This window comes from Comamonas sp. BIGb0124, assembly GCF_003752175.1.
In the GTDB taxonomy this organism is placed as follows: Bacteria; Pseudomonadota; Gammaproteobacteria; order Burkholderiales; family Burkholderiaceae_C; genus Comamonas_F.
In genome coordinates this window covers 274,218-300,555 of sequence record NZ_RJVF01000010.1, presented here as the reverse complement: position 1 = coordinate 300,555, position 26,338 = coordinate 274,218, and the positions used below count along the sequence as shown (strand labels likewise).

22 protein-coding genes are annotated in these 26,338 nt (G+C 66.5%); 12 read left to right on the top strand and 10 right to left on the bottom strand.

Going from position 1 to position 26,338, the window contains the following annotated elements; translation table 11 throughout:
* Positions 1–2: 2 nt before the first annotated feature.
* From urtD to urtA, 4 genes are all read right to left on the bottom strand, one after another.
* On the bottom strand, positions 3–878 hold the full coding sequence (gene urtD, locus EC845_RS11940; protein ID WP_123298318.1) for an urea ABC transporter ATP-binding protein UrtD: 876 nt from the start codon (positions 876–878) through the stop codon (positions 3–5).
* The gene (urtC, locus tag EC845_RS11935) at positions 875–2,125 is read right to left on the bottom strand and encodes an urea ABC transporter permease subunit UrtC (protein ID WP_123298317.1); all 1,251 of its coding nucleotides are present in this window, start codon (positions 2,123–2,125) and stop codon (positions 875–877) included. Before urtC ends, urtD begins: the two co-directional genes overlap by 4 nt.
* On the bottom strand, positions 2,122–3,723 hold the full coding sequence (gene urtB, locus EC845_RS11930; protein WP_123298470.1) for an urea ABC transporter permease subunit UrtB: 1,602 nt from the start codon (positions 3,721–3,723) through the stop codon (positions 2,122–2,124). Before urtB ends, urtC begins: the two co-directional genes overlap by 4 nt.
* Positions 3,724–3,855: 132 nt before the next feature.
* Positions 3,856–5,130 (bottom strand): urea ABC transporter substrate-binding protein, encoded by a 1,275-nt coding sequence (urtA, locus tag EC845_RS11925; protein WP_199739787.1) that lies wholly within the window; start codon positions 5,128–5,130, stop codon positions 3,856–3,858.
* A gap of 278 nt (positions 5,131–5,408) precedes the next feature.
* Here urtA and EC845_RS11920 point away from each other — a divergent pair, with 278 nt between their 5' ends.
* Positions 5,409–6,482, top strand: coding sequence for an NAD(P)-dependent alcohol dehydrogenase (locus EC845_RS11920; RefSeq protein WP_123298316.1), 1,074 nt, complete (start codon positions 5,409–5,411; stop codon positions 6,480–6,482).
* Positions 6,483–6,554: 72 nt separating this feature from the next.
* Here the strand turns inward: EC845_RS11920 and EC845_RS11915 are convergent, their stop codons facing one another.
* The 3 genes from EC845_RS11915 to EC845_RS11905 all read right to left on the bottom strand — a co-directional run bounded on the left by EC845_RS11915 (position 6,555) and on the right by EC845_RS11905 (position 12,741).
* The gene (locus EC845_RS11915) at positions 6,555–7,853 is read right to left on the bottom strand and encodes a ParB/Srx family N-terminal domain-containing protein (protein ID WP_123298315.1); all 1,299 of its coding nucleotides are present in this window, start codon (positions 7,851–7,853) and stop codon (positions 6,555–6,557) included.
* Between the two features lie 101 nt (positions 7,854–7,954).
* Complete coding sequence (locus EC845_RS11910; RefSeq protein WP_233598038.1) at positions 7,955–8,923, bottom strand: response regulator transcription factor; 969 nt, start codon at positions 8,921–8,923, stop codon at positions 7,955–7,957.
* Positions 8,920–12,741: an ATP-binding protein gene (locus EC845_RS11905; protein WP_123298314.1), complete on the bottom strand. Its 3,822-nt coding sequence runs from the start codon at positions 12,739–12,741 to the stop codon at positions 8,920–8,922. Before EC845_RS11905 ends, EC845_RS11910 begins: the two co-directional genes overlap by 4 nt.
* Before the next feature lie 127 nt (positions 12,742–12,868).
* Between EC845_RS11905 and ureA the strand changes: the two genes are divergently transcribed.
* From ureA to ureC, 4 genes are read left to right on the top strand one after another with little or no spacing between them, the layout of a single operon-like run.
* On the top strand, positions 12,869–13,171 hold the full coding sequence (gene ureA / locus EC845_RS11900; RefSeq protein ID WP_123298313.1) for an urease subunit gamma: 303 nt from the start codon (positions 12,869–12,871) through the stop codon (positions 13,169–13,171).
* A 46-nt stretch (positions 13,172–13,217) separates the two neighbouring features.
* Entirely contained in the window at positions 13,218–13,868 is a 651-nt protein-coding gene (locus EC845_RS11895; RefSeq protein WP_123298312.1) for a HupE/UreJ family protein, read from the top strand.
* A gap of 12 nt (positions 13,869–13,880) precedes the next feature.
* Positions 13,881–14,186: an urease subunit beta gene (locus EC845_RS11890; protein WP_123298311.1), complete on the top strand. Its 306-nt coding sequence runs from the start codon at positions 13,881–13,883 to the stop codon at positions 14,184–14,186.
* Positions 14,186–15,904: an urease subunit alpha gene (ureC, locus tag EC845_RS11885; RefSeq protein ID WP_123298310.1), complete on the top strand. Its 1,719-nt coding sequence runs from the start codon at positions 14,186–14,188 to the stop codon at positions 15,902–15,904. The genes EC845_RS11890 and ureC overlap by 1 nt, the downstream gene beginning before the upstream one ends.
* Before the next feature lie 14 nt (positions 15,905–15,918).
* Here ureC and EC845_RS11880 read toward each other — a convergent pair whose 3' ends face one another.
* Positions 15,919–16,383 carry a lysozyme inhibitor LprI family protein gene (locus EC845_RS11880; RefSeq protein WP_158615685.1) on the bottom strand — a complete coding sequence of 155 codons (465 nt, stop codon included), beginning with the start codon at positions 16,381–16,383 and terminating at the stop codon, positions 15,919–15,921.
* A 126-nt stretch (positions 16,384–16,509) separates the two neighbouring features.
* On the opposite strand from EC845_RS11880, the gene ureE reads away from it, so the two are divergent.
* Genes ureE through ureG form a run of 3 tightly spaced genes read left to right on the top strand, consistent with a single transcriptional unit; the run spans position 16,510 to position 18,585 of the window.
* On the top strand, positions 16,510–17,160 hold the full coding sequence (ureE, locus tag EC845_RS11875) for an urease accessory protein UreE (protein ID WP_123298467.1): 651 nt from the start codon (positions 16,510–16,512) through the stop codon (positions 17,158–17,160).
* A complete protein-coding gene (locus tag EC845_RS11870; RefSeq protein ID WP_123298466.1) occupies positions 17,144–17,932 on the top strand; it encodes an urease accessory protein UreF in 789 nt (262 codons plus the stop codon). Before ureE ends, EC845_RS11870 begins: the two co-directional genes overlap by 17 nt.
* On the top strand, positions 17,929–18,585 hold the full coding sequence (gene ureG, locus EC845_RS11865) for an urease accessory protein UreG (RefSeq protein WP_123298308.1): 657 nt from the start codon (positions 17,929–17,931) through the stop codon (positions 18,583–18,585). The genes EC845_RS11870 and ureG overlap by 4 nt, the downstream gene beginning before the upstream one ends.
* A 57-nt stretch (positions 18,586–18,642) precedes the next feature.
* Here ureG and EC845_RS11860 read toward each other — a convergent pair whose 3' ends face one another.
* The gene (locus EC845_RS11860; protein WP_123298307.1) at positions 18,643–20,781 is read right to left on the bottom strand and encodes an AsmA family protein; all 2,139 of its coding nucleotides are present in this window, start codon (positions 20,779–20,781) and stop codon (positions 18,643–18,645) included.
* A gap of 368 nt (positions 20,782–21,149) precedes the next feature.
* On the bottom strand, positions 21,150–21,575 hold the full coding sequence (locus tag EC845_RS11855; protein ID WP_123298306.1) for an organic hydroperoxide resistance protein: 426 nt from the start codon (positions 21,573–21,575) through the stop codon (positions 21,150–21,152).
* Between the two features lie 398 nt (positions 21,576–21,973).
* Here EC845_RS11855 and EC845_RS11850 point away from each other — a divergent pair, with 398 nt between their 5' ends.
* The 4 genes from EC845_RS11850 to leuB all read left to right on the top strand — a co-directional run bounded on the left by EC845_RS11850 (position 21,974) and on the right by leuB (position 26,335).
* Positions 21,974–23,017: a LysR family transcriptional regulator gene (locus tag EC845_RS11850; protein ID WP_123298305.1), complete on the top strand. Its 1,044-nt coding sequence runs from the start codon at positions 21,974–21,976 to the stop codon at positions 23,015–23,017.
* A gap of 48 nt (positions 23,018–23,065) precedes the next feature.
* On the top strand, positions 23,066–24,487 hold the full coding sequence (leuC, locus tag EC845_RS11845) for a 3-isopropylmalate dehydratase large subunit (RefSeq protein ID WP_123298304.1): 1,422 nt from the start codon (positions 23,066–23,068) through the stop codon (positions 24,485–24,487).
* Between the two features lie 26 nt (positions 24,488–24,513).
* Positions 24,514–25,164, top strand: coding sequence for a 3-isopropylmalate dehydratase small subunit (leuD, locus tag EC845_RS11840; protein WP_123298303.1), 651 nt, complete (start codon positions 24,514–24,516; stop codon positions 25,162–25,164).
* Positions 25,165–25,252: 88 nt separating this feature from the next.
* Positions 25,253–26,335, top strand: a complete 1,083-nt coding sequence (leuB, locus tag EC845_RS11835; RefSeq protein WP_123298302.1) for a 3-isopropylmalate dehydrogenase — start codon at positions 25,253–25,255, stop codon at positions 26,333–26,335.
* Positions 26,336–26,338: the final 3 nt, after the last annotated feature.

The window sequence follows — 26,338 nt, the reverse complement described above, 5'->3', positions numbered from 1 at the left end:
GCTCACCTTCCCAGATAGACTTCGATCACACGTTCGTCGGCCTGCACCTCGTCGAGCGTGCCCTGCGCCAGCACCGAGCCGTCGCACAGCACCGTGACGATGTCGCTGATCGTGCGGATGAAGCTCATGTCGTGTTCGACCACCATGAGCGAATGCTTGCCCTTGAGCGTCAGGAACAGCTCGGCGGTGCGTGCCGTTTCCTCGTCGGTCATGCCGGCGACAGGCTCGTCGAGCAACAGCAGTTGCGGCTCCTGCATGAGCAGCATGCCGATCTCCAGCCACTGCTTCTGTCCGTGGCTGAGGTAACCCGACTGCCGGTTCACGCTGTCGGCCAGATGGATGGTGTGCAGCACTTCGGCCAGCCGGTCGCCCTGCGCGCTGTCGAGCGTGAAATGCATGGACGGCCAGACCCGTTTGTCCGTCTTGAGCGCGAGTTCGAGGTTCTCGTAGACCGTCAGTTGCTCGAAAACCGTGGGTTTCTGGAACTTGCGGCCGATGCCCATTTCGGCGATCTGGGCCTCGCGGTAGCGCAGCAGGTCGATGGTCCCGCCAAAGAACACCGTGCCGCTGTCGGGCCGGGTCTTGCCGGTGATGATGTCCATCATCGTCGTCTTGCCGGCGCCGTTGGGCCCGATGATGCAGCGCAGCTCGCCGGGCGCGATGTCCAGCGACAGGCCGTTGATGGCCTTGAAGCCGTCGAAGCTCACGTGCACGTCCTCGAGATAGAGGATGCGCCCATGGGTCAGGTCGAGGTCGCCCGTGCGCACGGCCCGGCCGGTCGACGCCTGACGGCCGCCGGATTCGGTGTCGGCCAGGTTGGCCAGCGTATGGTGCGCGGCCACGCGGCGCGCGCCTTCGTCCATCAGATCGGGGGTCATGCCTGACCTCCTTTCCGGGCCGAGGCTGCATCCGGCGCGGTGCGGCGCAGCCTCCGGGCCAGGCCCACGATACCCTGGGGCAGGAACAGCGTGACCGCAATGAACAGGCCGCCCAGGAAATACAGCCAGATCTCGGGGAAGGTGGCGGTGAACCAGCTCTTGGCACCGCTGACCGCGAAGGCACCGACGATCGGGCCGATCAGCGTGCCGCGCCCACCCACGGCCGCCCAGATGGCGATCTCGATCGAGTTGGCCGGGCTCATCTCGCTGGGATTGATGATGCCGACCTGCGGCACATACAGGGCCCCGGCGATGCCGCACATCACGGCCGATATCGTCCAGATGCTGAGCTTGTAGGCCACCGGGTCGTAGCCCGAGAACATGACGCGGCTTTCCGCATCGCGCACGGCCACCAGCACCCTGCCGTACTTGCTGCGCACCAGCCAGCGTGCAAACAGGAAACAGCCCAGCAGCACCAGCCCCGTGAGCACGAACAGCGTCATGCGCATTTCCTGCGTGGCGATCGGAATGCCCAGGATGCGCTTGAAGTCGGTGAAGCCGTTGTTGCCGCCGAAGCCCGTCTCGTTGCGGAAGAACAGCAGCATCGCCGCGAACACCAGCGCCTGCGTGATGATGGAGAAATACACGTCCTTGATGCGCGAACGGAACGAGAAATAACCGAAGACAAAAGCCACCACGCCCGGCACCAGCACGATCAGCAGCAGGGTCGCCAGGAAGCTGCCCGACAGTGCCCAGTGCCAGGGCAGTTCGGTCCAGTTCAAGAAGACCATGAAGTCGGGCAAATCGCTGCCGTAGTTGCCGTCGGTGCCGATCTGGCGCATGAGGTACATGCCCATCACATAGCCGCCCAGCGCAAAGAACAGGCCATGGCCGAGCGAAAGGATGCCGGCATAACCCCAGATGAGATCCATGGCCAGCGCGCAGATGGCATAACACATGATCTTGCCCAGCAGGTTGACCAGGAAGTCGCTCATGTGCAGCGGACTGTCGGCCGGCACCCACAGATTGAGCACCGGCGCCACCGCGCACACCAGCACCAGGGCCACCAGAAACGCACTCCACCCGCTGCGGGTGAGCAGCGGCGCGGCCTGCGGCAGCACGGTCGGACGGCCTTCGCGGCGCACCGTGGCCGCGCCCGTGGCGCTGCCGAAGGGACGCGGCAGCTCGCCGCCCGTGGTCTCCACTCCCGCCTCGGCGGCGAGGTTCTTGCCTGCTATCGTGCTCATGCTGCCCGTCCCTTCACTGCAAAAATACCCTGGGGCCGTTTCTGGATGAACACGATCACCAGCACCAGCACCGCGATCTTGGCCAGCACCGCGCCCGACCAGCCTTCCAGCAGCTTGCCCGCCAGACCCAGGCCCAGCGCGGCATACACCGTGCCGGCCAGTTGGCCCACGCCCCCCAGCACCACGACCAGGAACGAATCGACGATGTAGCCGCGGCCCAGGTCGGGCCCCACGTTGCCCACCTGGCTGAGCGCACAGCCCGCCAGGCCTGCGATCCCCGAACCCAACGCAAAGGCGTAGGTGTCGATGCGTGCGGTGTTCACGCCCATGCACGAGGCGATGGGACGGTTCTGCGTCACGCCGCGCACGAACAGACCCAGCCGGGTGCGGGCAATCAGCCAGAACACGCCCATCAGCACCGCGAATGCGAAGACGATGATGAGCAGCCGGTTCCACGGCAACATCAGGTTGGGCAACACGGCCAGGCCGCCGCTCATCCACGAAGGGTTCTCCACACCCACGTTCTGTGCGCCGAACAGACTGCGCACGGCCTGCATCAGCACCAGGCTGATGCCCCACGTGGCCAGCAGCGTCTCGAGCGGGCGGCCGTAGAGGAAGCGGATCACCGAACGCTCGAGCGCCGCCCCCACCAGCGCGGACACCAGGAAGGAGACCGGCACCGCCACGGCCAGGTACCAGCCGAACGCATCCGGCAGGTAGCGCTGGAAGACGCCCTGCACCACATAGGTGGCGTAGGCGCCGATCATGATGAGCTCGCCGTGGGCCATGTTGATCACGCCCATCAGGCCGTAGGTGATGGCCAGGCCCAGCGCGGCCAGCAGCAGGATCGAGCCCAGGCTCACGCCGGTGAACAGCACGCCCAGGCGCTCGCCCCAGGCCAGCGTTTCATTGATGGCCTTCACGGCCTGCTCGATGGCAGCCTTGACGCCGGATTCGTTCTCCTCGCGCAGCCGCTCGTTGAGCAGGGCCAGCGTAGCGGGCGTGCGAGTCTCTTGCAGTGCGGCCACGGCAGCCAGGCGCTGCGCGGGGTCGTCGCTGCCCAGCAGCATGCTGGCACGGACCTGCTCGAGCTGCGCCCGAATGTCGGCATCCTGTTCGGCGGCCAGGGCCTTGTCGATCAGCGGCAGCTTGGCCGCATCGGTCTGGCCCGCCAGGTCGCGTGCCGCCTGGGCCCGTGCGGCCTTGTCGGCCGAGAGCAGCTGGATCGCGGCCAGCGCAGCGTCGAGTTCGCTGCGCATGTAATTGTTGTTGAGCACATCCTCGGCTTCTTCGGGCGGCTCGGCCGCCGCACCGGTCACGGGGTCGACATAGGCATCGCCCTGCAGCATGAAGACCTGCGTCTCGGTGAACTTGACCGCATCGTCGGACATGGCCTGGATGAAGGCAGCCGTCCGGGCGTCGGCATCGGGGGCGGTCAGCGCCTGGCTCAGGGCATCGGCGCGGTCGGCAGCGCCGCCCGAGGCCATGGCCAGCGCCTGCTCGGTCGTCAGCGCCTGCGCGGGCAGAACCACCAGTGCCGACAGCAGCACCAACAGCGCCGACAGCACGCGCCGCAAAGGGGTGGAGAGAAAATTCATGGACATCGCGGATCCCAAAAACAGCATGCGGGCCGGCCCGGGATGCATCGGCATCATCCCAGGGCCTGCCCGCACTCGGCCCCGGCGGCCGCCCGAAAGGCAGCAGGCCGGAGAACGTGGCAGCCGGGCGGCTTACATCTTTTCGGGTTCGTCCTTCTTCTTGTCGTTGCCGGGGATGTAGGGGCTCCACGGCTGGGCCTTGATCGGGCCCTTGGTCTTCCAGACCACGTTGAACTGGCCGTCGGCCTTCACTTCGCCGATCAGCACGGGCTTGTGCAGGTGATGGTTCTTTTCGTCCATCTTCACGGTGTAGCCATCGGGCGCCTTGAAGGTCTGGCCGCCCATGGCTGCGATCACCTTGTCGGTATCCGTGCTCTGGGCCTTCTCGACCGCCTGTTTCCACATGTTGATGCCGATGTACGTGGCTTCCATCGGGTCGTTGGTGATGGGCTTGGTGCTTTGGCCGGGCAGTTTCTTGGCCTGGGCATAGGCGGACCACTTCTTGATGAACTCGGTGTTGGTCGGGTTCTTCACGCTCATGAAGTAGTTCCAGGCAGCCAGGTGGCCGACCAGGGGCTTGGTGTCCACGCCACGCAGCTCTTCTTCACCCACCGAGAAAGCGACCACCGGCACGTCGGAGGCCTTGAGTCCGGCATTGCCCAGTTCCTTGTAGAAGGGCACGTTGGAGTCGCCGTTGATGGTCGAGACCACGGCCGTCTTGCCGCCGGCCGAGAACTTCTTGATGTCGGCGACGATGGTCTGGTAATCGGAGTGGCCGAAGGGGGTGTAGGTCTCCAGAATGTCGGAGTCCTTCACACCCTTGGAATGCAGGAAGGCACGCAGAATCTTGTTGGTGGTCCGGGGGTAGACGTAGTCGGTGCCCAGCAGCACAAAACGCTTGGCCGCGCCGCCTTCCTTGCTCATCAGGTACTCGACAGCGGGAATGGCCTGCTGGTTGGGCGCGGCACCCGTGTAGAACACGTTCTTCGACAGCTCTTCGCCTTCGTACTGCACGGGGTAGAACAGCAGGCTGTTGAGCTCCTCGAACACCGGCAGCACCGATTTGCGCGACACCGAAGTCCAGCAGCCGAACACCACGGCCACCTTGTCCTGCGTGATCAGCTGGCGAGCCTTCTCGGCAAACAGCGGCCAGTCCGAAGCCGGATCGACCACCACCGGCTCGAGCTTTTTGCCCATCACGCCGCCCTTGGCGTTGATTTCCTCGATGGCCATCAGCACCGTGTCCTTGAGCACGGTTTCCGAGATCGCCATGGTGCCCGACAGGCTGTGCAGCACACCGACCTTGATGGTGTCGGCAGCTTGTGCGAACGAGCTCAGGCCCAGGGCCATGACGCCCAGTGCGACTGCGGAAAGAGCCTTGCCGGCGCGGCGACGAGTGATGTTCATGAAATCCTCCGATAGGAATTGTCGAGATGGAAAAGGCGGTGACGGGCGGCGTCCGAAGCACTGGGTTGCAGACTCCGGAAACCGATACCTGCAAGCGTACGCAGCCCCTCCCTGCAGGCCAATACGCCATGTGGCGTATGCCGGTCGGACTCAGGGGTGTCGGATCCGTGTCTGCTCTCGAGACCGGGGCAAGCCCTGCGTCGTGCAGGATTCACCGAAACTCCTTACAGTTGGGCGGTTACCGCGCCACACATCCAATCCCGCCAGGAGAAAAAGCCATGACGACAACCCTCGCCCCGACGCCGACCCGCGCCTATGCCGCGACCGCAGCGGACGCCCCGCTGACGCCCTTCGCGTTCGAACGGCGTGCCCCCGGCCCGCAAGACGTGGCCATGGACATCCTCTACTGCGGCGTCTGCCACTCGGATCTGCACACCGCGCGCAACGAATGGCGCAACACCCTGTACCCGAGCGTGCCCGGACACGAGATCGTCGGCCGCGTCACGGCGGTCGGCGATCTGGTGACGAAGTTCAAGGTCGGCGACCTCGCCGGCGTCGGCTGCATGGTCGACAGCTGCCAGCACTGCGCCCCCTGCGACCAGGGCGAAGAGCAGTACTGCGAAAACGGCTTCACCGGCACGTACAACGGCCCCATGTTCGGCGGCGAGAACACCTTCGGCGGCTACTCCACGCACATCGTCGTGCGCGAGTCCTTCGTGCTGCACATCTCGCACGACGAGTCCCAGCTCGCGGCCGTCGCGCCGCTGCTCTGCGCCGGCATCACCACCTATTCGCCGCTGCGCCAATGGGAGGCCGGACCGGGCAAGAAGGTCGGCATCGTCGGCCTCGGAGGCCTGGGCCACATGGGCGTGAAGATCGCCGCCGCGATGGGTGCGCACGTGGTGCTCTTCACCACCAGCGCCAGCAAACGCGAGGATGCGCTGCGCCTGGGCGCCAGCGAAGTCGTGGTCTCGCGCAATGCCGAGGAAATGGCCGCGCATGCCAACAGCTTCGACTTCATCCTCAACACCGTGGCCGCACCGCACGACCTCGATGCCTTCATGGCGCTGCTCAAGCTCGACGGCACCATGACGCTCGTGGGCGCGCCGGCCGAACCGCATCCTTCGCCCAACATCTTCGGATTCATCATGAAACGCCGCCGTCTGGCGGGCTCGCTCATCGGCGGCATCCGCGAGACCCAGGAGATGCTGGACTTCTGCGCCCGGCACGGCATCGTCTCGGACATCGAGACCATCGACATGGACACCATCAACACGGCTTACGAGCGCATGCTCAAGAGCGATGTGAAGTACCGGTTCGTGATCGACATGAAGAGCCTCGCCGCCGCCTGAGACCGAAGCGGCACGGCACGATCCCGGAGGGCTGCAGACAGCCGGTGCAGCGCCTCCCGGACCGGCTTCGGCTTACTGTGCGGCAGGCAGCCAGCACGCCGGCCGAACGGCAGCCGCTCCGCCGCATTGGCGGTACTTGACCGCATACCAAGCCTTGCCCGCCGTGCGATAGCGGCCCGAATTGTTGGTATCGGCCCGCCAGACTTCTTCTTCGAGCAGGTCGTTCCAGAGGCCCGCGGAGGCCGGAGCCGGCAGCTTGCCCAGATCGGCAGCGGTGCGGCCCGAGGCGACCTCATCCGCATCGCCGAGCGCCACCATGCGCATGGCGGCATCGCGCACGGCGGCCGGGTAGCTGCTGACGCTGTCGCCCGAACGCGCGGCAACCACGCCATTGGTCACCGTGACGCGGGCGCGGTCCAGATTCGTCAGCGTGTACCCGGTCAGATCCACGCCCATGGCGCGCAAGCCGCTGCCCCAATAGAACTCGGCGAACTCCGAGACCTCGGCATTGCTGTAGCCCATGTCGCGCGTGAGGTAGACCAGCGAACGATAGGCATCGTCCTGGAAGTTCGCCAGGCCGATGTGTGCGGGCAAGGCCGACGGCTCGATCACGTTGTCCAGGGCATCGCGCAACCAGACATAGTTGTTTTCCGCCATGCGCTGCCAGAACACCTGGTCGTCGGTGATGTCGCTGTAGTTGGCGACCACCCGGACCCACACGGGCAGTTGCGGCCCGCCGTCGCTCAGCTCGTTGAGGGCGGTGAAGGTGTGATGACCGTCGGTGAGATACAGCACGCCTTTCGGGCCGACCACCACGGTCTTCAGCAAAGCCGCCGCATCGGATCCTGCGACGGGCTCGCCTTGGGTGCACTTGAACGTGGCCGGGTCGATCAGGCGCACGGTGAGCGGCCGGTAGAGGCCGTCGTCGACGCCGCCCTGCCCGTTGTCCGCGCAGTAGTCGTCCACCCGCTTGCGCTCGCTGCGATAGAGATAACGCGAGTAGTTGTCGTCGGCGTCATCGCCCAGGTAGCCTGCGGACGAGGGCGCATAACGTCCCGGATCGGGCTGCTTGCGCGCAAGGTGATAGTAGATCTGGTCGTAACCGATCACGCTCTGGGTGGGATGCAGGGCCTCGATGGCGACCCTGAGCACATCGCCGGCCCGGGCATCGGCGTAAGGCGATGCGGGAACGGGCTCGGGCGTCCCCGTCTCCGGCGCCGGCTGGGTGACCTCGGGCGCAGTGACCCCCTCGTCCGCGTCGTTGTCGCTCCCGCCGCAGGCACCCAGCACGGCAGTGCAGGCCAGGGCCATGAAGGTCCATTTCAGGCGGGTCGGCAGGGGTGCCAGGGCGGGGAAGGTACAGCCGTGCAAGATCTTGTCCTCGGGAATGAATGGGGACGGCCAGTGTCGCCCTCTTCCATGTCATCAAGATGACACAACCGTGAACCCGATCCTCGTCGGCGCCGTCGCCGCTACGGCTGCGCCAGGCCTGCAACCCGGTTGACCGCCACGCCCGCCGCCGCCGTCCGGGTCTCGACCCCGAGCTTGGCGTAGATGTGTTCCAGGTGCTTTTTCACGGTGGCCGCGCTGCAGCCCAGGATGTCGCCGATGTCGCGGTTGGTCTTGCCCTTGACCACCCAGTACAGCACCTCGGCTTCCTTGGCGGTCAGCTTGAGGGTCTGGGCCAGCGCCTCGATGCGCGCGGCATCCGAAGATTCCCGCAGCACCAGCAGCCATTCGTCCTCTTCGGTCTGCTGATGCAGGGCCAGGATCAGCCGGCCCTCGCCCTGCCCGGGCGCCAGGGCCTGCACCAGGTTGACCGGCTCGGCGCCGCGTTGCGTGGAAGCGATCTCGCGCCGCAACCAGGCTTGAATGGCGGGCGTGGCGAACTGGGTCTGCGGCTGCAGATCCGCGAAGTAGCGCTCGAGCAGTTGCCGGGCCAAGGGCGTCTGCCACACCAGCCGCCCGTCCACCGCCCGGACCACCACCGTGGCATGGCCAAAGGCGTCGAGCGCGTTGCGGGCGTGGCCGGCCTGGCGTGCACCGCGCATGTGGGCCGCCATGCGGGCCAGCACCTCCTGAGGTCGTATCGGTTTGGTGACGTAGTCCACGCCGCCGGCCGCGAAGGCAGCCACCACATGCTCGGTCTCGGTCAACCCGGTCATGAAGATGATGGGAATGCCGCTGGTCTCGGGCAGCGCCTTGAGCTGGCGTGCCACCTCGAAGCCGTCCATGCCGGGCATGAGCGCATCGAGCAGGATCACGTCGGGCAGGAGCTGCGCAGCCCGCGTCAGCGCCGAGGCGCCGTTGGTCGCCACCAGCACGGTGTAGCCGGCTTCATCCAGCGCATCGTGCAGGAACGACAGGTTGTCGGGCATGTCGTCGACGATGAGCACGATGTCCGACGCACTGCGGTCCAGTGTCCTGCTCTCCTCATTCACTTGCGGTTCTCCAGGGACGGGCGCGATCCGCCCAGACCGGCATCATCGCCGATGTCGGCCGGAAGAACGGCCAAGACCTGTCTAGCCTGCGCAGCGGCCAGGGCGGCCTGGCTCAGTTGCTCGACCTCGTCGAACTGGAAACGGCGCGTGAGCTCCCTCAGGCGTTCCACCCAGGCGGCCTGCGCCCCCTGCAGCCGCAGCACTTCGTCGAGCGCAGCCTGCACACCGCGCGGATAACCGATCGAGGCCGCATCGACCACGGCGGCCAGTGCGGGCTGCAGGGCCGGGGGCCACCCCGGCGGGGTGTCCTTGCGGACGGGCTCGCCGGGTTGCCCCATCGCTGCCGATACGGAGGCGGATTCGAGTGCGGATGCCGTTCCGACCGTCGCGCCGGCACGGCGTGTTCGACGATCCGAAATGTCGCCCGCATCGCGCGCCGGCGCGGCAGCCACGCGCCAGCGCAGCGCCAGGCGCTTGCCCAGCCAGTCCAGAATGTCGTGGATGCGCACCGGCTTGAGCAGGAAATCGGCTTCGGTGATCCCCACCTCGTTGTCCGAGCCCTTCTCGAAGGCATTGGCCGACACGATGGCCACCGGCACCCCGGACAGACCCTCGTCCTGCATCATCGACAGCGTGGTCCAGCCGTCGATGCCCGGCATCGCCAGATCCATGAAAACGGCATGCGGCATGGCAGCCGACCCCTGCACGATGCGCCACTGGGCCAGGGCCTCGGTGCCCGAGCCGAACTGACGCACCTCGAACCCCATGGGCGCCAATGCGCTGACCAGCAGGTCGCGGTCGTCCTGCTCGTTGTCCACCACCCATATCGTCTGGCGTGCCCCTTCGTAACCCACACGCGGCGGCCGCACCGGCACCGGTCCGACCCGCATCGCCTGCATCTCCGGAAGAAACAGACGGATGCGGAACACCGTGCCCACATTCGGCGTGCTGCGCGCCGTCATCTCGCCGCCCATCAGCTCCGTCAGCATCTTGCTGATGGTCAGCCCCAGACCGCTGCCGCCACCGCTGGCGGAGCCGCGCGCAAACGGTTCGAAGACGCTGGCCAGTTCCCCCGCATCCATGCCCGGACCGGTATCCTCGATCTCGAGCACCGCCATCTCGCGCGCATACTGCACCCGGAACACCACCCGCCCCTGCCGCGTGAACTTGACCGCATTTCCCAGCACGTTGATGACGATCTGCCGCACCCGTTTCTCGTCGGCCCGCACCACCTCGGGCAGGTAACCGCCGATCTCGCTGACGAACGCCAGGCCCTTGCTGCTGGCCTGGAGCTCGAACATGTCGGCGATCTCCCGCATGCCTTCGCGAAACCGCATGGGTTTCATGTCGAGCGTCAGCTTGCCGCTCTCGATGCGTGCCACATCCAGCGTGCCTTCGATCAGCGACAGCAGGTGATCGCCGCTGCGGCGAATGGTCGCCACCGCCGGGCGGCGATTGGCCGGAATGGTGGCGTCGTCGTCCAGCAGTTGCGCATAACCCAGGATGCTGTTGAGCGGCGTGCGCAGCTCGTGGCTGATCGCCGACACATAACGGGTCTTGGCCTCGTTGGCCAGCTCGGCGTGGTGCCGTGCCTGCTCGGCCACCTGGCGGGCCTGCTGCAACGCCTCGTCGGTGCGGCGATGGGATTCGATTTCCTGCACCAGCAGTTGGGTCTGGCGGTTCGATTCCTCTTGGGCGACCTGCCGGCTCTTGTGCGTGAGCACCAGCCACCAGGCCACGATGCCCGACAGCAGCAGCAACGCCGCATAGGCCTTCACATACCCCATGCGCAAGGCCAGCGCCACGCGCGGGTCCGACAAGGGCCCCAGCAACTGGGCTTCGTGGGTGTAGATCATCGCCAGCAGTGCGGCCAGCAAAGGCGTGACGACGGCCATCAGCAGCAGGAAATGCCCCAGGCCGGTCTCGAGATAAGGCCACCACGAGCGCGGCAGCACGGCCTGGCTCACGCTGCGCCACTGCACGGCCAGCCGCGCATCGGGCTTGCACTGGTCGTGGCAGCGGGCGTCCAGCGAGCAGCACAGCGAGCAGATGTTGCCCACATAGGCCGGGCAATACGTCATGTCCTCGGCCTCGTACTCGCGCTGGCAGACCGTGCAGCGCAGCACCGCCCCCACCACGGGCGGGCTTTCGGCCACGGCCAGCCAGGCCACCGAAGCCGCCGCCCCGGCGTGCCCGCGTGCGCGGTGGAACTCATGCGTGGCGGCATCCGACCGGCGCGCCGCCCCCTGCACGGGCTGGGCCGTCAGCGTGGTCACGTTGCGATGCGCCAAGTAGTAGCGGCCGCGCGTCGCCCAGGCGATCACGGGCGAGGCCACGAAGGCCGTCACCATCGCCAGCAGCGCGGAAAACGCCTGCGCCATGGCGCCCAGCAGGCCCAGGTAGGCACAGATCGAGGCCAGCGAGGCCAGCACCATGGCGCCCACCCCAACCGGGTTGATGTCGTAGAGATGCGCGCGCTTGAACTCGATGCCGCGCGGCGACAGCCCCAGCGGCTTGTTGATCACCAGATCGGCCACCACCGCCATCATCCACGCGATGGCGATGTTGGCGTACAGGCCCAGCACCGTGCCGAGCGACTGGAACACATTGAGCTCCATGAGGCTCAGCGCGATCAGGATGTTGAAGATCATCCAGACCACGCGCCCGGGATGGCTGTGGGTGAGCCGTGCAAAGAAGTTCGACCAGGCCAGCGAGCCCGCATAGGCATTGGTCACGTTGATCTTGAGCTGAGAGACCACCACGAACACCGTGGTGGCGATGACGGCCCAGCCCACCGTGGGAAAGACGTACTCGTAGGCGGCCAGGTACATCTGGTTGGGATCGACCGCGCGCTCGAGCGGCACGGCATGGCGGATCGCCAGATAGGCCAGCAGCGCCCCCCCCAGCATCTTCAGCACGCCCAGCACCACCCAGCCCGGGCCGCCGGCCACCACGCTGGCCCACCAGCGCAGGCCCTGGCCGGGCTTGCGCTCGGGCATGAACCGCAGGTAATCGGCCTGCTCCCCCATCTGCGTGATCAGCGCGATGCCCACGGTCATGGCCGAGCCGAACTTCAGCAGGTCGAAGCCCGCCGAATCGCCCTGCGCACCCGCGTACGTCATCCATTCGCCCACCAGTCCGGGGTTCTCGTGCAACACGTACACGAACGGCAGCACCAGCAGCACCAGCCAGATCGGTTGGGTCAGCATCTGCAGGCGGCTGATCGTGGTCACCCCGTAGATCACCAGCGGTATCACCACCAGGGCGCACAGCAGGTAGCCCAGCGCCGGCGGAATATCGAAGGCCAGCTCCAGCGCGTAGGCCATGATGGCCGCCTCCAGCGCAAAGAAGATGAAGGTGAAGGTCGCGTAGATGAGCGACGTCAACGTCGAGCCGATGTAGCCGAAACCCGCCCCCCGCGTGAGCAGGTCCATGTCCAGCCCGTAGCGCGCGGCGTAATAGCTGATGGGCAGGCCGGCCAGGAAGATCACCAGCCCCGTGACCAGGATCGCCCAGAAGGCGTTGACGAAGCCCACCTGGACCAGCAGGGTCGCCCCCACCGCCTCGAGCACAAGAAAGGACGCGGCGCCGAAAGCCGTGTTGGCGACCCGGAAACCCGACCACTTGCGAAAACTGCGCGGCGTGAAGCGCAACGCATAGTCTTCCATCGTCTCCTGGGCGACCCAGTTGTTGTAGTCGCGGCGAATCTGGATGACCCGCTGCACGGCGGCAGGGCTTGCGGAAGGAACCGGCAGGTCGGGCGAAGCAGCCGCCGACTCGAGCCGCTCCGCGGACGACGAGGAAGGCGGGAATTGCATGCCGGGACTGCTTGCAAGGCGTATGCCCGTCTACGGTCTGGACACCCCATGTGACTTTTGTATACGCTTGCGCACCAGGATCGCGCATCGCCGGAAAACTGGCACGTATTCCGCTACGGATTTCAATATGGAACTCACTCCTCGCGAAAAAGACAAGCTGCTCATCTTCACCGCAGCCCTCCTGGCCGAACGCCGCAAGGCCCGAGGCCTCAAGCTCAACTACCCCGAAGCCATCGCCTACATCAGCGCGGCTGTCATGGAAGGCGCCCGCGACGGCCGCAGCGTGGCCGAGCTCATGAGCACCGGCCGCCTGCTGCTCACGCGCGACGACGTGATGGAAGGCGTGCCCGAGATGATTTCCGATATCCAGATCGAGGCGACCTTCCCCGACGGCACCAAATTGGTGACCGTGCACCAACCCATTGCATGACACCTGCCTGCTTTCACGTTCAATGCACCAAATTAGCGAATCCAACATGACCGACACGCGCTCTACCCCACCCGCCTCCCGTTTCGTTTCGCACGCCGCCACCCGCACGGCCGCCGTTCTGGCCGCCGCCGCCCTGGGCCTGCTGCCGGCCTTGGCCAGCGCCCACGTCGGTGTCGACGGTCACCACCACCCCGGCTTCGCCATGGGCTTCATGCACCCCGTCACCGGACTCGACCACCTGGCCGCCATGCTCGCGGTCGGCCTGTGGAGCGCCCTGTCGGCCAGCCGTGCCTGGCCCGATCTGCTGTGGGCCCCGCTGGGCTTTGCCGGCATGCTGCTCGTCGGCGCCGTGCTGGGCCTGCAGGGCCTGGCCATTCCCGCCGTCGAACCGATGATCGCCGCATCGCTGCTGGTGATCGGCCTGCTGGCCGCCAGCCGCGTGCATCTGCCCGCGCTGGCCTCGGCCGCGCTGGTCGGCCTCTTTGCCGTCTTCCACGGCGTGGCCCACGGCTACGAGCTCGCGGGCGAAGCCGGCGCCTTCTCCACGCTGGCCGGCATGCTCTGCGCCACGCTGGTGCTGCACCTGTGCGGCGTCGCGATCGGATGGAGCCTGCGCCAGGGCCATGCGCTGGTGCCGCGCGCCGCCGGTCTCGCCGTCGCCGCCCTGGGCACGGTCATGCTGGCCCAGATGGCCTGAGGACACACCGCCATGATTCCAGGAGAAATCTTCGTCGACGGGCCCGACCACGCCCTCAACACCGGCCGACGCAGCATCACGCTGATCGTCCGCAACGCATCCGACCGCCCCATCCAGGTCGGCTCGCACTACCACTTCGCCGAAACCAATGCGGCGCTGGATTTCGACCGCGGCGCCGCGCGCGGCATGCGCCTGAACATCGCCTCGGGCACCGCCGTGCGTTTCGAGCCCGGCCAGCAGCGCACCGTCGAACTCGTCGACCTGGGCGGTGCCCGGGTCGTGCACGGCTTTCGTGGCCAGATCCAAGGAGCACTCTGATGGCGACCATGGGACGACGCGCCTACGCGGAAATCTTCGGCCCGACCACCGGCGACCGCGTTCGCCTGGCCGACACCGGCCTCATCGTCGAAGTCGAGAAGGACTACACGCTGGCCGCCGGCAGCTACGGCGAGGAAGTGAAATTCGGCGGCGGCAAGACCATCCGTGACGGCATGGCCCAAAGCCAGCGCACCCGTGCCGCGGGCGCCATGGACACCGTGCTGACCAACGCCCTCATCCTCGACCACTGGGGCATCGTCAAGGCCGACATCGGCCTGAAGGACGGCCGCATCGCCGCCATCGGCAAGGCCGGCAACCCCGACACCCAGCCCGGCGTCGACATCGTCATCGGGCCCGGCACCGAAATCATCAGTTGCGAAGGCAACATCGTCACGGCCGGCGGCATCGACAGCCACATCCACTTCATCTGCCCGCAGCAGATCGAGGAGGCACTGGCCTCGGGCGTGACCACCATGCTGGGCGGCGGCACCGGCCCGGCCACCGGCACGCTGGCCACCACCTGCACGCCCGGCCCCTGGCACATCGAGCGCATGATGCAGGCCGCCGACGCTTTTCCCATGAACCTGGGTTTTCTGGGCAAAGGCAATGCCAGCCAGCCCGAGGCGCTGCACGAGCAGATAGAGGCCGGCGTCGTCGGACTCAAGCTGCACGAGGACTGGGGCACCACGCCCGCGGCCATCAGCAACTGCCTGGATGTGGCCGACCTCACCGACACCCAGGTCGCCATCCACTCCGACACCCTCAACGAATCGGGCTTCGTCGAAGACACCATGGCGGCGACCAAGGGCCGCGTGCTGTGCGCCTTCCACACCGAAGGCGCGGGCGGCGGTCATGCCCCGGACATCCTGCGCGTGGTGGGCGAGTCCAACTTCCTGCCGTCGTCGACCAATCCCACCATGCCCTACACCGTCAACACGCTCGACGAACACGTCGACATGCTGATGGTCTGCCACCACCTCGATGCCGGCATCGCCGAGGACCTGGCCTTCGCCGAAAGCCGCATCCGCAAAGAGACCATCGCCGCCGAAGACATCCTGCACGACCTCGGCGCCATCAGCATGATGAGCAGCGACAGCCAGGCCATGGGGCGGGTCGGCGAAGTCATCCTGCGCACCTGGCAGACGGCGCACAAGATGAAGGCCCAGCGCGGCACCTTGCCCGAAGACAGCGCGCGCAACGACAACTTCCGCGTCAAGCGATACGTCGCCAAATACACCATCAACCCGGCGATCGCGCATGGCATGAGCCACGAGATCGGCAGTCTCGAAGTGGGCAAATGGGCCGACATCGTGATCTGGAAACCGGCCTTCTTCGGCGTCAAGCCGGCCATGATCGTCAAGGGCGGCTGCATCGCCATGGCGGCGATGGGCGACCCGAACGCCTCGATTCCCACGCCGCAGCCCGTGCACTACCGCCCGATGTTCGGCAGCTATGGCGGCGCACTGGCGCGGGGCTCGCTCACCTTCGTCTCGCAAGCCGGCCTGGCGGCGGGCGTCGGCGAGCGCTACGGACTGTCGAAGACGCTCAGCGCCGTTCGCGGCATCCGGCAGGTGCGCAAACAGGATCTCATCCACAACGGCTACGTGCCCAAGATGGAAGTCGATCCGCAGACCTATGCCGTGCGGGCCGACGGCATACTGCTCACCTGCGAGCCGGCGACCGTGCTGCCGCTGGCACAGCGCTACTTCCTCTTCTAGGAAGCACGGGCATGTCAGCGCGCGGGCGGCAAGGGGCAGCTCAGGTCGCCCTCCGGGCAGGCCAGGTAGGCCTTGAAGTCGGCATTGCGCGACTGCGTGAGCCGTGCCAGGCATTGCGCGGTGACCATGGGCTCGGCACTGCCGCCGGCCACGCCGGATGCGGCAAAACCGCATTCGGCGTCCCGGAACACCAGCCAGGACTTCTGGGTGCGCGACAGGCGCATCAAGGCACTCGACTGGCCCTTGAGACGCGCGCGCATGTCCTGGTAGAGGCGGTTGAGTTCCTGGTCGGCCGCACGGTGCGCGTCCGCGGCGCAGCGATTGAGCGCGGACTGCGTTGCCGCATCGGCACACGCCGTCGCGGCTGCACGAGCCGGAGCCTGCGCGTTGGCCGGCAGCAGCGGCAGCCCCGCCAGGCACAGCACCCCCACCCCGGCACCCCAGCGCAGGGCGCGACGACAAGCTGACCCTAAAGCCATGGATAAACTCTCCTGTTCACAGACCGGCCTGCCAGGCACGGCAGCCCCGATCGCTGTATCGTAGCGGATGGCCCGGTCACGGGCCTGCATCCCGTTGCCCCGCCCTTGCATCACGCCATGACCCAACTGATCAAAGTCAACAAACTCCTGCCCCAGGGCCACGGCCTGGCTCCCGTCCTGCTCAAGCGTGCCGCCACGGTCGAACTCGACTGGGATGTGCGCCAGAAAAGCCGTTTCGATGCGACCGACTCCCTGGGCCGGGCCCTGGGCATCTTCCTGCCGCGCGGCACCGCCGTACGCGGAGGCGACGTCCTGGTGGCCGAAGACGGCTCGCTGATCCGCGTCGCCGCGGCCCCCCAGCCCGTGCTGGTGATCACGCCCTGCAGCAGCCACGGCACACCCTTCGACCTGGTGCGTGCGGCCTATCACCTCGGCAACCGCCATGTGCAGATCGAGCTGACACCCACTCACCTGAAGATCGAGCCCGACCACGTGCTGGCCGACATGCTGCGTGCCATGCACCTCATCGTGCGGTCATCCACCGAGGCTTTCGAGCCGGAGGGCGGAGCCTATTCGTCTCATGGCGGCCATGGCCATGGCCATTCGCACGCGCATGAACATGAACATGAACATGGGCACGGTCACGGCCATGACCACGCTCATGACCACGGGCACCCGCAGGACGCCGCGCCGCATGTCCACGACGAGCACTGCAAACACGATCACGACGCCGATCACCCCCATGACCACCGGCACGACCATGGCCATCGCCACTGACAGCGCCGCCGGCAGCGCGATCGGCGGCACATCCGCAGCGCCGTCCGCTTCGGCCCTGTCCGTTGCCGCGTCGGCAGCCAACGGGATCGACACCCCAGCCGGCCGCGATGCCCACAGCCTGCTGCAACTGATCTGGCTGGCCTCGCCGGCCCTGCCCATCGGCGGATTCTCGTATTCCGAGGGGCTGGAGGCCGCCGTCGAGTGGGCCGGCGTCAACGGCGAATCGACCGCCAAGGACTGGATCGCCGGGCAGATGCAGCTCAGCGTGGCACGCAGCGACCTGCCCGTCATGCTGCAGGCCCTGTCGGCCTGGCGCAACCGGGACACGGCCCGTGTCCACGCGCTCAATGCCTGGGTGCAGCAGACCCGTGAAACCAGCGAGTTGCGCCTGCAGAGCGAGCAGATGGGCCGATCGTTCGTCGAGTGGCTCAAGCTGCACCACGCCGACACGGTGCAGGCCTTCCAGGGCCTCGATGCGACCTATCCCATTGCCTATGCGTTCGCTGCGGCGCGCACCGCCGCCAGCCCGGGCGATGTCGGCCTGTCCTATCTTTTCGGCTGGGCCGAGAACATGGTGGCCGCAGCCGTCAAGGCCGTGCCGCTGGGCCAGAGTGCCGGCCAGCGCATCCTGGCCGCTCTGGCGGCCGACATGCCGCGCACCGTGGCCCAGGCCCTGCGCGTGGACGACGACAGCCGCCAATCCTTTTCACCCATGCTCGCGATTCTCTCGGCGCAGCATGAAAACCAGTACTCACGACTCTTCCGATCATGACCGCCGCTTCCGCTCTCCACCATATTCCCAACCGCACCAAGACCCTGCCCCCGCTGCGCGTCGGCATCGGCGGCCCCGTCGGCTCCGGCAAGACCACGCTGCTCGAAATGCTGTGCAAGGCCATGCGCCAGCAGTACGACCTCGTCGCCATCACCAACGACATCTACACCAAGGAAGACCAGCGCCTGCTGACCGTCAGCGGCGCACTGCCGGCCGAGCGCATCATGGGCGTGGAGACCGGCGGCTGCCCGCACACCGCCATCCGCGAAGACGCCTCGATCAATCTCGAAGCCATCGACCGCATGCTGGGCCAGTTTCCCGATGCCGACGTGGTCTTCATCGAGTCCGGCGGCGACAACCTGGCCGCCACCTTCAGCCCCGAGCTCAGCGACCTCACGATCTATGTGATCGACGTCGCCGCCGGCGAGAAGATCCCGCGCAAAGGCGGCCCCGGCATCACCAAGAGCGACCTGTTCGTCATCAACAAGACCGATCTCGCGCCCTATGTGGGGGCCAACCTCGACATCATGGAATCCGACACCCGCCGCATGCGCGGCACGCGCCCCTTCGTCATGACCAATCTCAAGACCCAGTCGGGCCTGGCCGAAGTCGTGGCCTTCATCGAACAGCGCGGCATGCTGAAGGCCGGCTGAGGCGACCCAGGCCGGCATCCAGCCGGCATCGCGGCGAAGAAGGACCCGGCCTGCGCGTCAGCGGCCCGTGCCCTGGCCTGCCGCCGGCTTCCGATCGCTGACCGGCACGCCGTCGCTGCGCACCCGCTTGAGCAGCGCGCCGCAATCGCTGTCCTGCCCCGGTCCGGTCTCGATCAGGGGGATGATCGCCGCCAGCGGGTTGATCAGCCCCAGCAGGATGGCGCCGCCGCCGCGCAGCAGCAGGCGGCCCTTGTCCGGCGAGATGCTGGGATCGCTGAAGCTGCCTTTCACGTAGAACGGCACCCGCAGCGACAGCAGGCTGGGATCCTTGGCCACCGGCTTGATCGCCAGATCCAGGCTTTCCTGCTTGAAGTTGGCCCCGCCGGTCACCTGGATCACCGTGTCCTTGGTATCGAAGACCGCCGCGCGGGTGCTCAACAACCCGTCTTTCCAGCCGGTATCGATCAGGGCGCACTGGATCTCGACATTGCGATCGCCCCGCACCAGCAGGCCCAGCGACTGCGAGATGTCCAGCCCCACCACTTCGAGCAACAGATTGCTGACCGACCCGCGCCCCATGGCCAGTTGGACTTCGCCGTTGGCCGTGCCGAGCATCTCGGCAAACGACTCGCCCCGGCCATCGAGCGCAATGCGGCCATTGACCGACCCCAGTGCCGCCTTGTCGGTGTCGCGCACCTGCGGCAGCAGACGGGCAAGCTGCATGCGGCGGATGTTGATGCGTGCGGCCGCTGGCATGCGGGTCTCGCGGCCATCGATGGAGAAACTGCCCGACAGCGCACCGCCCGCCACGCCCAGCGAGAAAGGATCCAGCGTCAGCCGCTTGTTGTCGAGCTTGACGTGGAGGTTGAGGTCGTCGATCGGCCACTCGCCCACATTGCGAATGGCTCGGCCCTCGAACTTGATGTCGGCATCGAGCGTGTCCCACTTCTCGGAGCTGAATTTCTGCTGCGGCAGGATCTTGCCCGCGCTGCGCCCCGTCGCGCCCGCCGTCTTGGGTTTTTCCTTTTCGCTGCTCGGCGGCGGGGTCGATGTCGAAGGGGTCGGGGTGAGCCCGATGACCGGGCCGAGGTCCTTCAAGTCGAGCCGCTGCGAAATCAATTGACCCCGGATCAGGGGGCGCTGTCCATGCACTTCGCTGGGCTCGTAGGCCAGGCTGCCGCCGAGATCGCTGCTGCCCACCTGGCTCTTGAATTCTTCGTAACGCCAGATCTTGTCGTTCAGCCTCACCCGGCCGGACGTGCGGTACGGCGGGCTGTCGGGCAGGCCGACGCCCACGATGCGATACCACTCGCCCAACGACTGGCCTTGCACCGAAACCCGCAGATCGGCAGAGGTCGGGCCGGCCAGAGGCGCCAGCGTGCCGGCAGCCGACACCCGGGTGCGTCCCACCGTGGCCGACACATCCAGCCGATAGGGCTCGGTCATGGCCGCCAGCTTGAGCACATCGTCGCCCTCGGCCTGCGCCTGGAGCGGCAGGCCATGCCACGTGCCCTTGGCCGTGGCGCGGATACGCGACAGCGCTGGAGCCCCGCTGGCCTCACCGGTCTTTTCGGCCGACGGCGCCACCGGCTTGGCGTTCTGGCCAGCCGCTGCCGCATCCGCCGACTTTGCATCGGCCGTCTTCAGCTCGTTGACGGGCACCATCAAGGTCTGCAAGTCGACCTGCACATCGGTCTGCAGGTGCTTCTGCACAAAATGCAGACGCCCCTGATCCAGCATCACCCGGCCCAGTTGCACCGCCGATTCGCCGTCGCTCTGCTGGGTATCGAGATACCAGTTGCGCTGGTCGGTCTTCGACGTCTCCAGCCACAGGTCGGGCTTGAGCACACGGACCTCGGGGATGTCGACCCGCCGGCTCAGCAGCGGCCTCAATGAAATCCAGGCCTGAACCTGTTCGGCGGTGAGCATGTCGGGCCGCCCCGTCCAGTCGGGATTGGCAAACCGCAGGCCATTGACCTCGAACCAGGCGCGGTGCCAACCCCAATGCCACCAGATGTCGCCTTCGATCTTCAGCGCGCGTCCGGTCGCAGCCTGCACGCGCTGCTCGATGGTGCCGCGCAGCACATTGAGTTTCCAGGGGATGGTGAACGACCACGCGATCAGTCCCAGCACCAGGGCCAAGAACAGAATCCAGCGGAAGCGGCGTGTCTGATGTATTTTTTTCTGTCGTGCCATGGTGTCTCCAGCATGAACAGCCAAGCAACGACAGCCACGAGCCAGGAACGCACAGGAACGGCGGCGTGGCCGCCACCCGGGCGTTCACCTTGGCCTGATCGAACAGCCTGACCGGTGAAACGTGAGCCCTCGATTTCAGTATCGCCCTCGCGGCGCTTCTCCACCTATCGGCAACACGGCCCGCAGCCTGTAGGCAGGTGCCGACACCTCGCCCCAAACAAAAACGGCCTGCACAAGGAAGTGCAGGCCGTCGGGCAGGCAGGGGCGCAACGGCTCACGCGCGGCAGGACACAGAGTCCGTGCCCCGCCGGCTCATGCCTCGGCGTGCCGTCGCGGTCTCGGCGGACCCGCGACACGCCGTCGCATCGTCAGGCCAGCTTGATGGTGACGTCGATGTTGCCGCGGGTGGCGTTGGAGTACGGGCACACGATGTGGGCCGCATCGACCAGCTTCTGTGCGACTTCGCGGTCCACGCCGGGCACGGAGACGGTCAGTTCGACTTCGATGCCGAAACCGGTGGGAATGGCACCGATGCCGACTTGGCCGGAGACCGAGGTCTCGGCCGACAGCGCCACCTTCTCGCGGCCGGCCACGAACTTCAGCGCGCCCAGGAAACAAGCCGAATAGCCTGCAGCGAACAGTTGCTCGGGGTTGGTGCCTTCACCGCCGGCGCCGCCCAGTTCCTTGGGGGTGCTCAGGGTGACCGTCAGACGCTTGTCGGAGGTTTGAGCCTGGCCTTCGCGACCGCCGGTGGCAGTGGCTTGAGCAACGTACAGAACTTTTTCGATGGACATGGATATCTTCCTAATCAGAGGGACAGATGAGAGCTAAGCGACAACAGGACGACCCCCTCCGGCAGCCGACCGCGTCAAAGAGTGAATTGCGAGCCCGGCCAAAACCGAGCAGCAACCGGAGCATCGCGCATCCAAATATCCGGTGTCGGATATTAGTGGGGTGTTTTCGGCTGCGGTACATGCACCTTCTTCAAAACACACAAATGTTAACATAGTTAGCGATTGAATAGTGCACTATTCAATTGGATCGGGCTGAATCGCTGTACCGAATCGCGAAGTCACACAACAGCATCCCAGACATCTCCTGGCACGATGGCAAGCGCACTATTAACCAGGCAAAATACCTTCATCCATCTCAAAACAAGAAAACAACCGCCTCCAGGCAAGGTAAAGCCCCCATGAAATCGTCCGACCGCAGTTTCGTCCGCCGCATCGACCTCATGTCGCTGCAGCTGTTCGTCGCGGTGTGCGAGCTGGGCAGCATCGGGCGGGCCGCCGAGCGTGAATTCATCGCCGCATCGGCGGTCAGCAAGCGCCTGAGCGACCTCGAAGCCGCCACCGGCACCACCCTGCTCTACCGCCACAGTCGCGGCGTCCGTTTGACGCCCGCCGGCGAAAGCCTTCTGCACCATGCACGCACCGTGCTGTTCGGTCTCGAGAAGATGCAAAGCGAGCTCGACGAGTACACCGACGGCGTGCGGGGCCACGTGCGGGTCCACGCCAACATCTCGGCCATCGTCGAATTCCTGCCGGAAGACCTCGGCGACTTCATCCGCCGGCACGACGGCATCAAGATCGACCTCGAAGAGCACCTCAGCGCCGACGTGCTGCATGCGGTGGCCGAAGGCGCTGCCGACATCGGCATCTGCTATGCGGGCGGCAGCGCAGGCGGCCTGCAGAGCCTGCCCTACGGGCACGACCGGCTGATGCTCATCGTGCCGGCCTCGCACGCGCTGGCATCGCGCACCGACATCGACTTCCACGACGTGCTCGAGCACGACATCATCGGCCTGCATGCGGGCAGCAGCATCAGCCTGGCCATGCAGCAGGCGGCCGTTCGCGCAGGCCGGCCGCTCAAGCTCCGCATCCAGGTCACCGGGCTCGATGCGATGTGCCGCATGATCGACAACGGCATGGGCATCGGCCTGCTGCCCGATCGCGCATTTGCGCTGATGCAGGGCGTGGGACAGTTGCACGCCATCCGCCTCAACGACGCCTGGGCCGCGCGCGAACTGCGTATGGTGGCCCGTGATTTCGGCACCCTGCCCACACCGGCCCGCATGCTGGTCGATCACCTGAGCGCCGCCGCACGCCACGACCACGACCGCCTGCCGGCCAGCGACACCGTCACGCCGCCGGCCGGCAAAGCCGCCGCGTCCCAGGCTTCACGCCAGCCTGCACCGTCGCCTTCGGCCGGCGCGGCGCTGCTGCCGCAGGCCTAGTTCTTTCTCCTTTCTCTCCCCACGACCCCACACAACAAGGACCGCACCATGGGACGCACGCTTTACGACAAGATCTGGGACGAACACGTCGTCCACACCGAAGAAGACGGCACGGCCGTGCTCTACATCGACCGGCATCTGGTGCACGAGGTCACCAGCCCCCAGGCCTTCGAAGGCCTGCGCGAGACCGGCCGCAAGGTCTGGCGCGTGAGCTCCATCGTCGCCACCGCCGACCACAACACGCCGACCACCGGCTGGGAGCACGGCTACGACGGCATCACCGATCCGGTGTCCAAGGAACAGATCACCACGCTCGACAAAAACATCGCCTCGGTGGGTGCGGCCGCGTTCTTTCCGTTCATGTCCAAGCGCCAGGGCATCGTGCATGTCATCGGCCCGGAAAACGGCGCCACGCTGCCCGGCATGACGGTGGTCTGCGGTGACTCTCACACCTCCACGCACGGCGCGTTCGGCGCACTGGCCCACGGCATCGGCACCAGCGAGGTCGAGCACGTCATGGCCACGCAGACCCTGCTGGCCAAGAAGGCCAAGAACATGCTGATCAAGGTCGAGGGCACGCTGCCGCGCGGCTGCGGCGCCAAGGACATCGTGCTGGCCATCATCGGCAAGATCGGCACGGCCGGCGGCACGGGCTACACCATCGAGTTCGCCGGATCGGCCATACGCGCGCTGTCGATGGAAGGCCGCATGACGGTCTGCAACATGGCCATCGAAGGCGGTGCACGCGCGGGCCTGGTGGCGGTCGACCAGAAGACCATCGACTACGTGAAGGGCCGTCCTCTGGCGCCGCGCGGCCTCGAGTGGGATCACGCCGTGGCCTACTGGAAAACGCTGCACACCGACGCCGATGCGCACTTCGACGCCGTGGTGGAGCTCGATGCCGCCCTGATCCTGCCGCAGGTCACCTGGGGCACCTCGCCCGAGATGGTGCTGGCCGTCGATGCCGTGGTGCCCGATCCCGACAAGGAAAAGGATCCCAACAAGCGCAACGCCATCGAGCGCGCGCTGACCTACATGAACCTCCAGCCCGGCAAGCCGCTGGCCGACATCCACGTCGACAAGGTGTTCATCGGTTCGTGCACCAACAGCCGCATCGAGGACATGCGCGAGGCCGCCGCCGTGGTCAAGAAACTGGGCCAACGCGTGGCCAAGAACGTCAAGCTCGCGATGGTCGTGCCCGGCTCGGGCCTGGTCAAGGAACAGGCCGAGCGCGAAGGCCTCGACCTCATCTTCAAGGCTGCCGGTTTCGAATGGCGTGAACCCGGCTGCTCGATGTGCCTGGCCATGAACGCCGACCGTCTGGAACCGGGCGAGCGCTGCGCCTCGACCAGCAACCGCAACTTCGAAGGCCGGCAAGGCGCCGGCGGCCGCACCCACCTCGTGAGCCCGGCCATGGCGGCCGCCGCGGCCGTGCACGGCCACTTTGTCGACATCCGCCAGTTCGCCTGAGCCTGCACCGAACGGACACCTGCATCATGAAACAATTCACCATCCACCAAGGCCTCGTGGCGCCCATGGACCGCGAGAACGTCGACACCGACGCCATCATTCCCAAGCAGTTCCTCAAGTCCATCAAGAAGACGGGCTTCGGCGTGAACCTGTTCGACGAGTGGCGTTACCTCGATCCGGGCTACCCCGGCCAGGACCCGGACAGCCGCAAGCCCAACCCCGACTTCACGCTCAACCAGGCCCGTTATCAGGGCGCCTCCGTCCTGCTGGCACGCAAGAACTTCGGCTGCGGCTCCAGCCGCGAGCATGCGCCCTGGGCACTCGACCAGTACGGCTTTCGCTGCATCATCGCGCCCAGCTTCGCCGACATCTTCTTCAACAACAGCTTCAAGAACGGCCTGCTGCCCATCGTGCTGCCGGAAGCCACGGTGGCCCAGCTGTTCGACGAGCTGTATGCGTTCCCGGGCTACCAACTGACGATCGACCTCGAGCGCCAGGTCATCGTCAAGCCGCAGGGCGAAGAGATCCCCTTCGACGTGATCGCGTTCCGCCGTTACTGCCTGCTCAACGGCTTCGACGACATCGGCCTGACCCTGCGCCATTCCGAAAAGATCAAGGCCTACGAAGCCAACCGGCTGGCCACCAAGCCCTGGCTCGCCCACACCATGCAAGGCTGAACCCGGCCGGCAGCGCCTCGGGGCTGCCGGCCCCTGTCTCGTTTTTTCCCCTGTCTTCGCTGTCAATCCGGCCCCGTGCCGCAACACCATGAGCAAAACACACAAGATCGCCGTCCTGCCTGGAGATGGCATCGGAACCGAAATCGTCGCCGAGGCCGTCAAGGTTCTCCAGACACTCGACCTGTCGCTTGAGCTCGAACAGGCCCTGGTCGGCGGTGCCGCCTTCGATGCACACGGCCACCCGCTGCCCGAGTCCACCCTCAAGCTCGCGCAGCAGGCCGATGCCGTGCTGTTCGGCGCCGTGGGCGACTGGAAGTACGACCAGCTCGAACGCCAGTTCCGTCCCGAGCAGGCCATCCTGGGCCTGCGCAAGAACCTCGGTCTCTTTGCCAACTTCCGCCCCGCGATCTGCTACGAACAGCTCACGCACGCCTCGAGCCTCAAGCCCGAACTCGTGGCCGGCCTGGACATCCTCATCATCCGTGAACTGACGGGCGACATCTACTTCGGCCAGCCGCGCGGCCGCCGCACCGCCACCGACGGTCATTTCCCCGGTGCGCCCGAAGGCTTCGACACCATGCGCTACTCGCGCCCGGAAATCGAACGCATCGCCCGCGTGGCCTTCGAAGCCGCACGCAAGCGCAACAAACGCGTCACCAGCGTGGACAAGGCCAATGTGCTCGAGACCTCGCAGCTCTGGCGCGATGTCGTGATCGAGATCGCCAAGGACTACCCCGACGTCGCGCTCGACCACATGTACGTCGACAACGCGGCCATGCAGCTCGTCAAGGAACCCAAGAAGTTCGACGTCGTCGTCACCGGCAACCTGTTCGGCGACATCCTCTCGGACGAAGCCGCCATGCTGACCGGCTCCATCGGCATGCTGCCCTCGGCCTCGCTCAACAGCCAGCGCCAGGGCCTCTACGAACCCAGCCACGGCAGTGCGCCCGACATCGCCGGCAAGGGCGTCGCCAACCCCCTGGCGACCATCCTCAGCGCCGCCATGATGCTGCGCTACTCGCTGGGTGAAGAAGCCGCCGCCGACCGCATCGAACGTGCCGTGCAGCAGGTGCTGTCCCAGGGCCTGCGCACCGGCGACATCTACAGCGAAGGCACCACGCGCGTGGGCACCGTGCAGATGGGCGACGCGGTGGTTCAGGCCCTGCGCTGAAGC

What these genes read in the sequence shown, in the direction of transcription:
- urtD (WP_123298318.1), bottom strand. Translation starts at nt 878, where the DNA reads ATGACCCCCGATCTGATGGACGAAGGCGCGCGCCGCGTGGCCGCGCAC.
- urtC (WP_123298317.1), bottom strand. Translation starts at nt 2,125, where the DNA reads ATGAGCACGATAGCAGGCAAGAACCTCGCCGCCGAGGCGGGAGTGGAG.
- urtB (WP_123298470.1), bottom strand. Translation starts at nt 3,723, where the DNA reads ATGAATTTTCTCTCCACCCCTTTGCGGCGCGTGCTGTCGGCGCTGTTG.
- urtA (WP_199739787.1), bottom strand. Translation starts at nt 5,130, where the DNA reads ATGAACATCACTCGTCGCCGCGCCGGCAAGGCTCTTTCCGCAGTCGCA.
- EC845_RS11920 (WP_123298316.1), top strand. Translation starts at nt 5,409, where the DNA reads ATGACGACAACCCTCGCCCCGACGCCGACCCGCGCCTATGCCGCGACC.
- EC845_RS11905 (WP_123298314.1), bottom strand. Translation starts at nt 12,741, where the DNA reads ATGCAATTCCCGCCTTCCTCGTCGTCCGCGGAGCGGCTCGAGTCGGCG.
- ureA (WP_123298313.1), top strand. Translation starts at nt 12,869, where the DNA reads ATGGAACTCACTCCTCGCGAAAAAGACAAGCTGCTCATCTTCACCGCA.
- EC845_RS11895 (WP_123298312.1), top strand. Translation starts at nt 13,218, where the DNA reads ATGACCGACACGCGCTCTACCCCACCCGCCTCCCGTTTCGTTTCGCAC.
- EC845_RS11890 (WP_123298311.1), top strand. Translation starts at nt 13,881, where the DNA reads ATGATTCCAGGAGAAATCTTCGTCGACGGGCCCGACCACGCCCTCAAC.
- ureC (WP_123298310.1), top strand. Translation starts at nt 14,186, where the DNA reads ATGGCGACCATGGGACGACGCGCCTACGCGGAAATCTTCGGCCCGACC.
- EC845_RS11880 (WP_158615685.1), bottom strand. Translation starts at nt 16,383, where the DNA reads ATGGCTTTAGGGTCAGCTTGTCGTCGCGCCCTGCGCTGGGGTGCCGGG.
- EC845_RS11870 (WP_123298466.1), top strand. Translation starts at nt 17,144, where the DNA reads ATGGCCATCGCCACTGACAGCGCCGCCGGCAGCGCGATCGGCGGCACA.
- ureG (WP_123298308.1), top strand. Translation starts at nt 17,929, where the DNA reads ATGACCGCCGCTTCCGCTCTCCACCATATTCCCAACCGCACCAAGACC.
- EC845_RS11860 (WP_123298307.1), bottom strand. Translation starts at nt 20,781, where the DNA reads ATGGCACGACAGAAAAAAATACATCAGACACGCCGCTTCCGCTGGATT.
- EC845_RS11855 (WP_123298306.1), bottom strand. Translation starts at nt 21,575, where the DNA reads ATGTCCATCGAAAAAGTTCTGTACGTTGCTCAAGCCACTGCCACCGGC.
- EC845_RS11850 (WP_123298305.1), top strand. Translation starts at nt 21,974, where the DNA reads ATGAAATCGTCCGACCGCAGTTTCGTCCGCCGCATCGACCTCATGTCG.
- leuC (WP_123298304.1), top strand. Translation starts at nt 23,066, where the DNA reads ATGGGACGCACGCTTTACGACAAGATCTGGGACGAACACGTCGTCCAC.
- leuD (WP_123298303.1), top strand. Translation starts at nt 24,514, where the DNA reads ATGAAACAATTCACCATCCACCAAGGCCTCGTGGCGCCCATGGACCGC.
- leuB (WP_123298302.1), top strand. Translation starts at nt 25,253, where the DNA reads ATGAGCAAAACACACAAGATCGCCGTCCTGCCTGGAGATGGCATCGGA.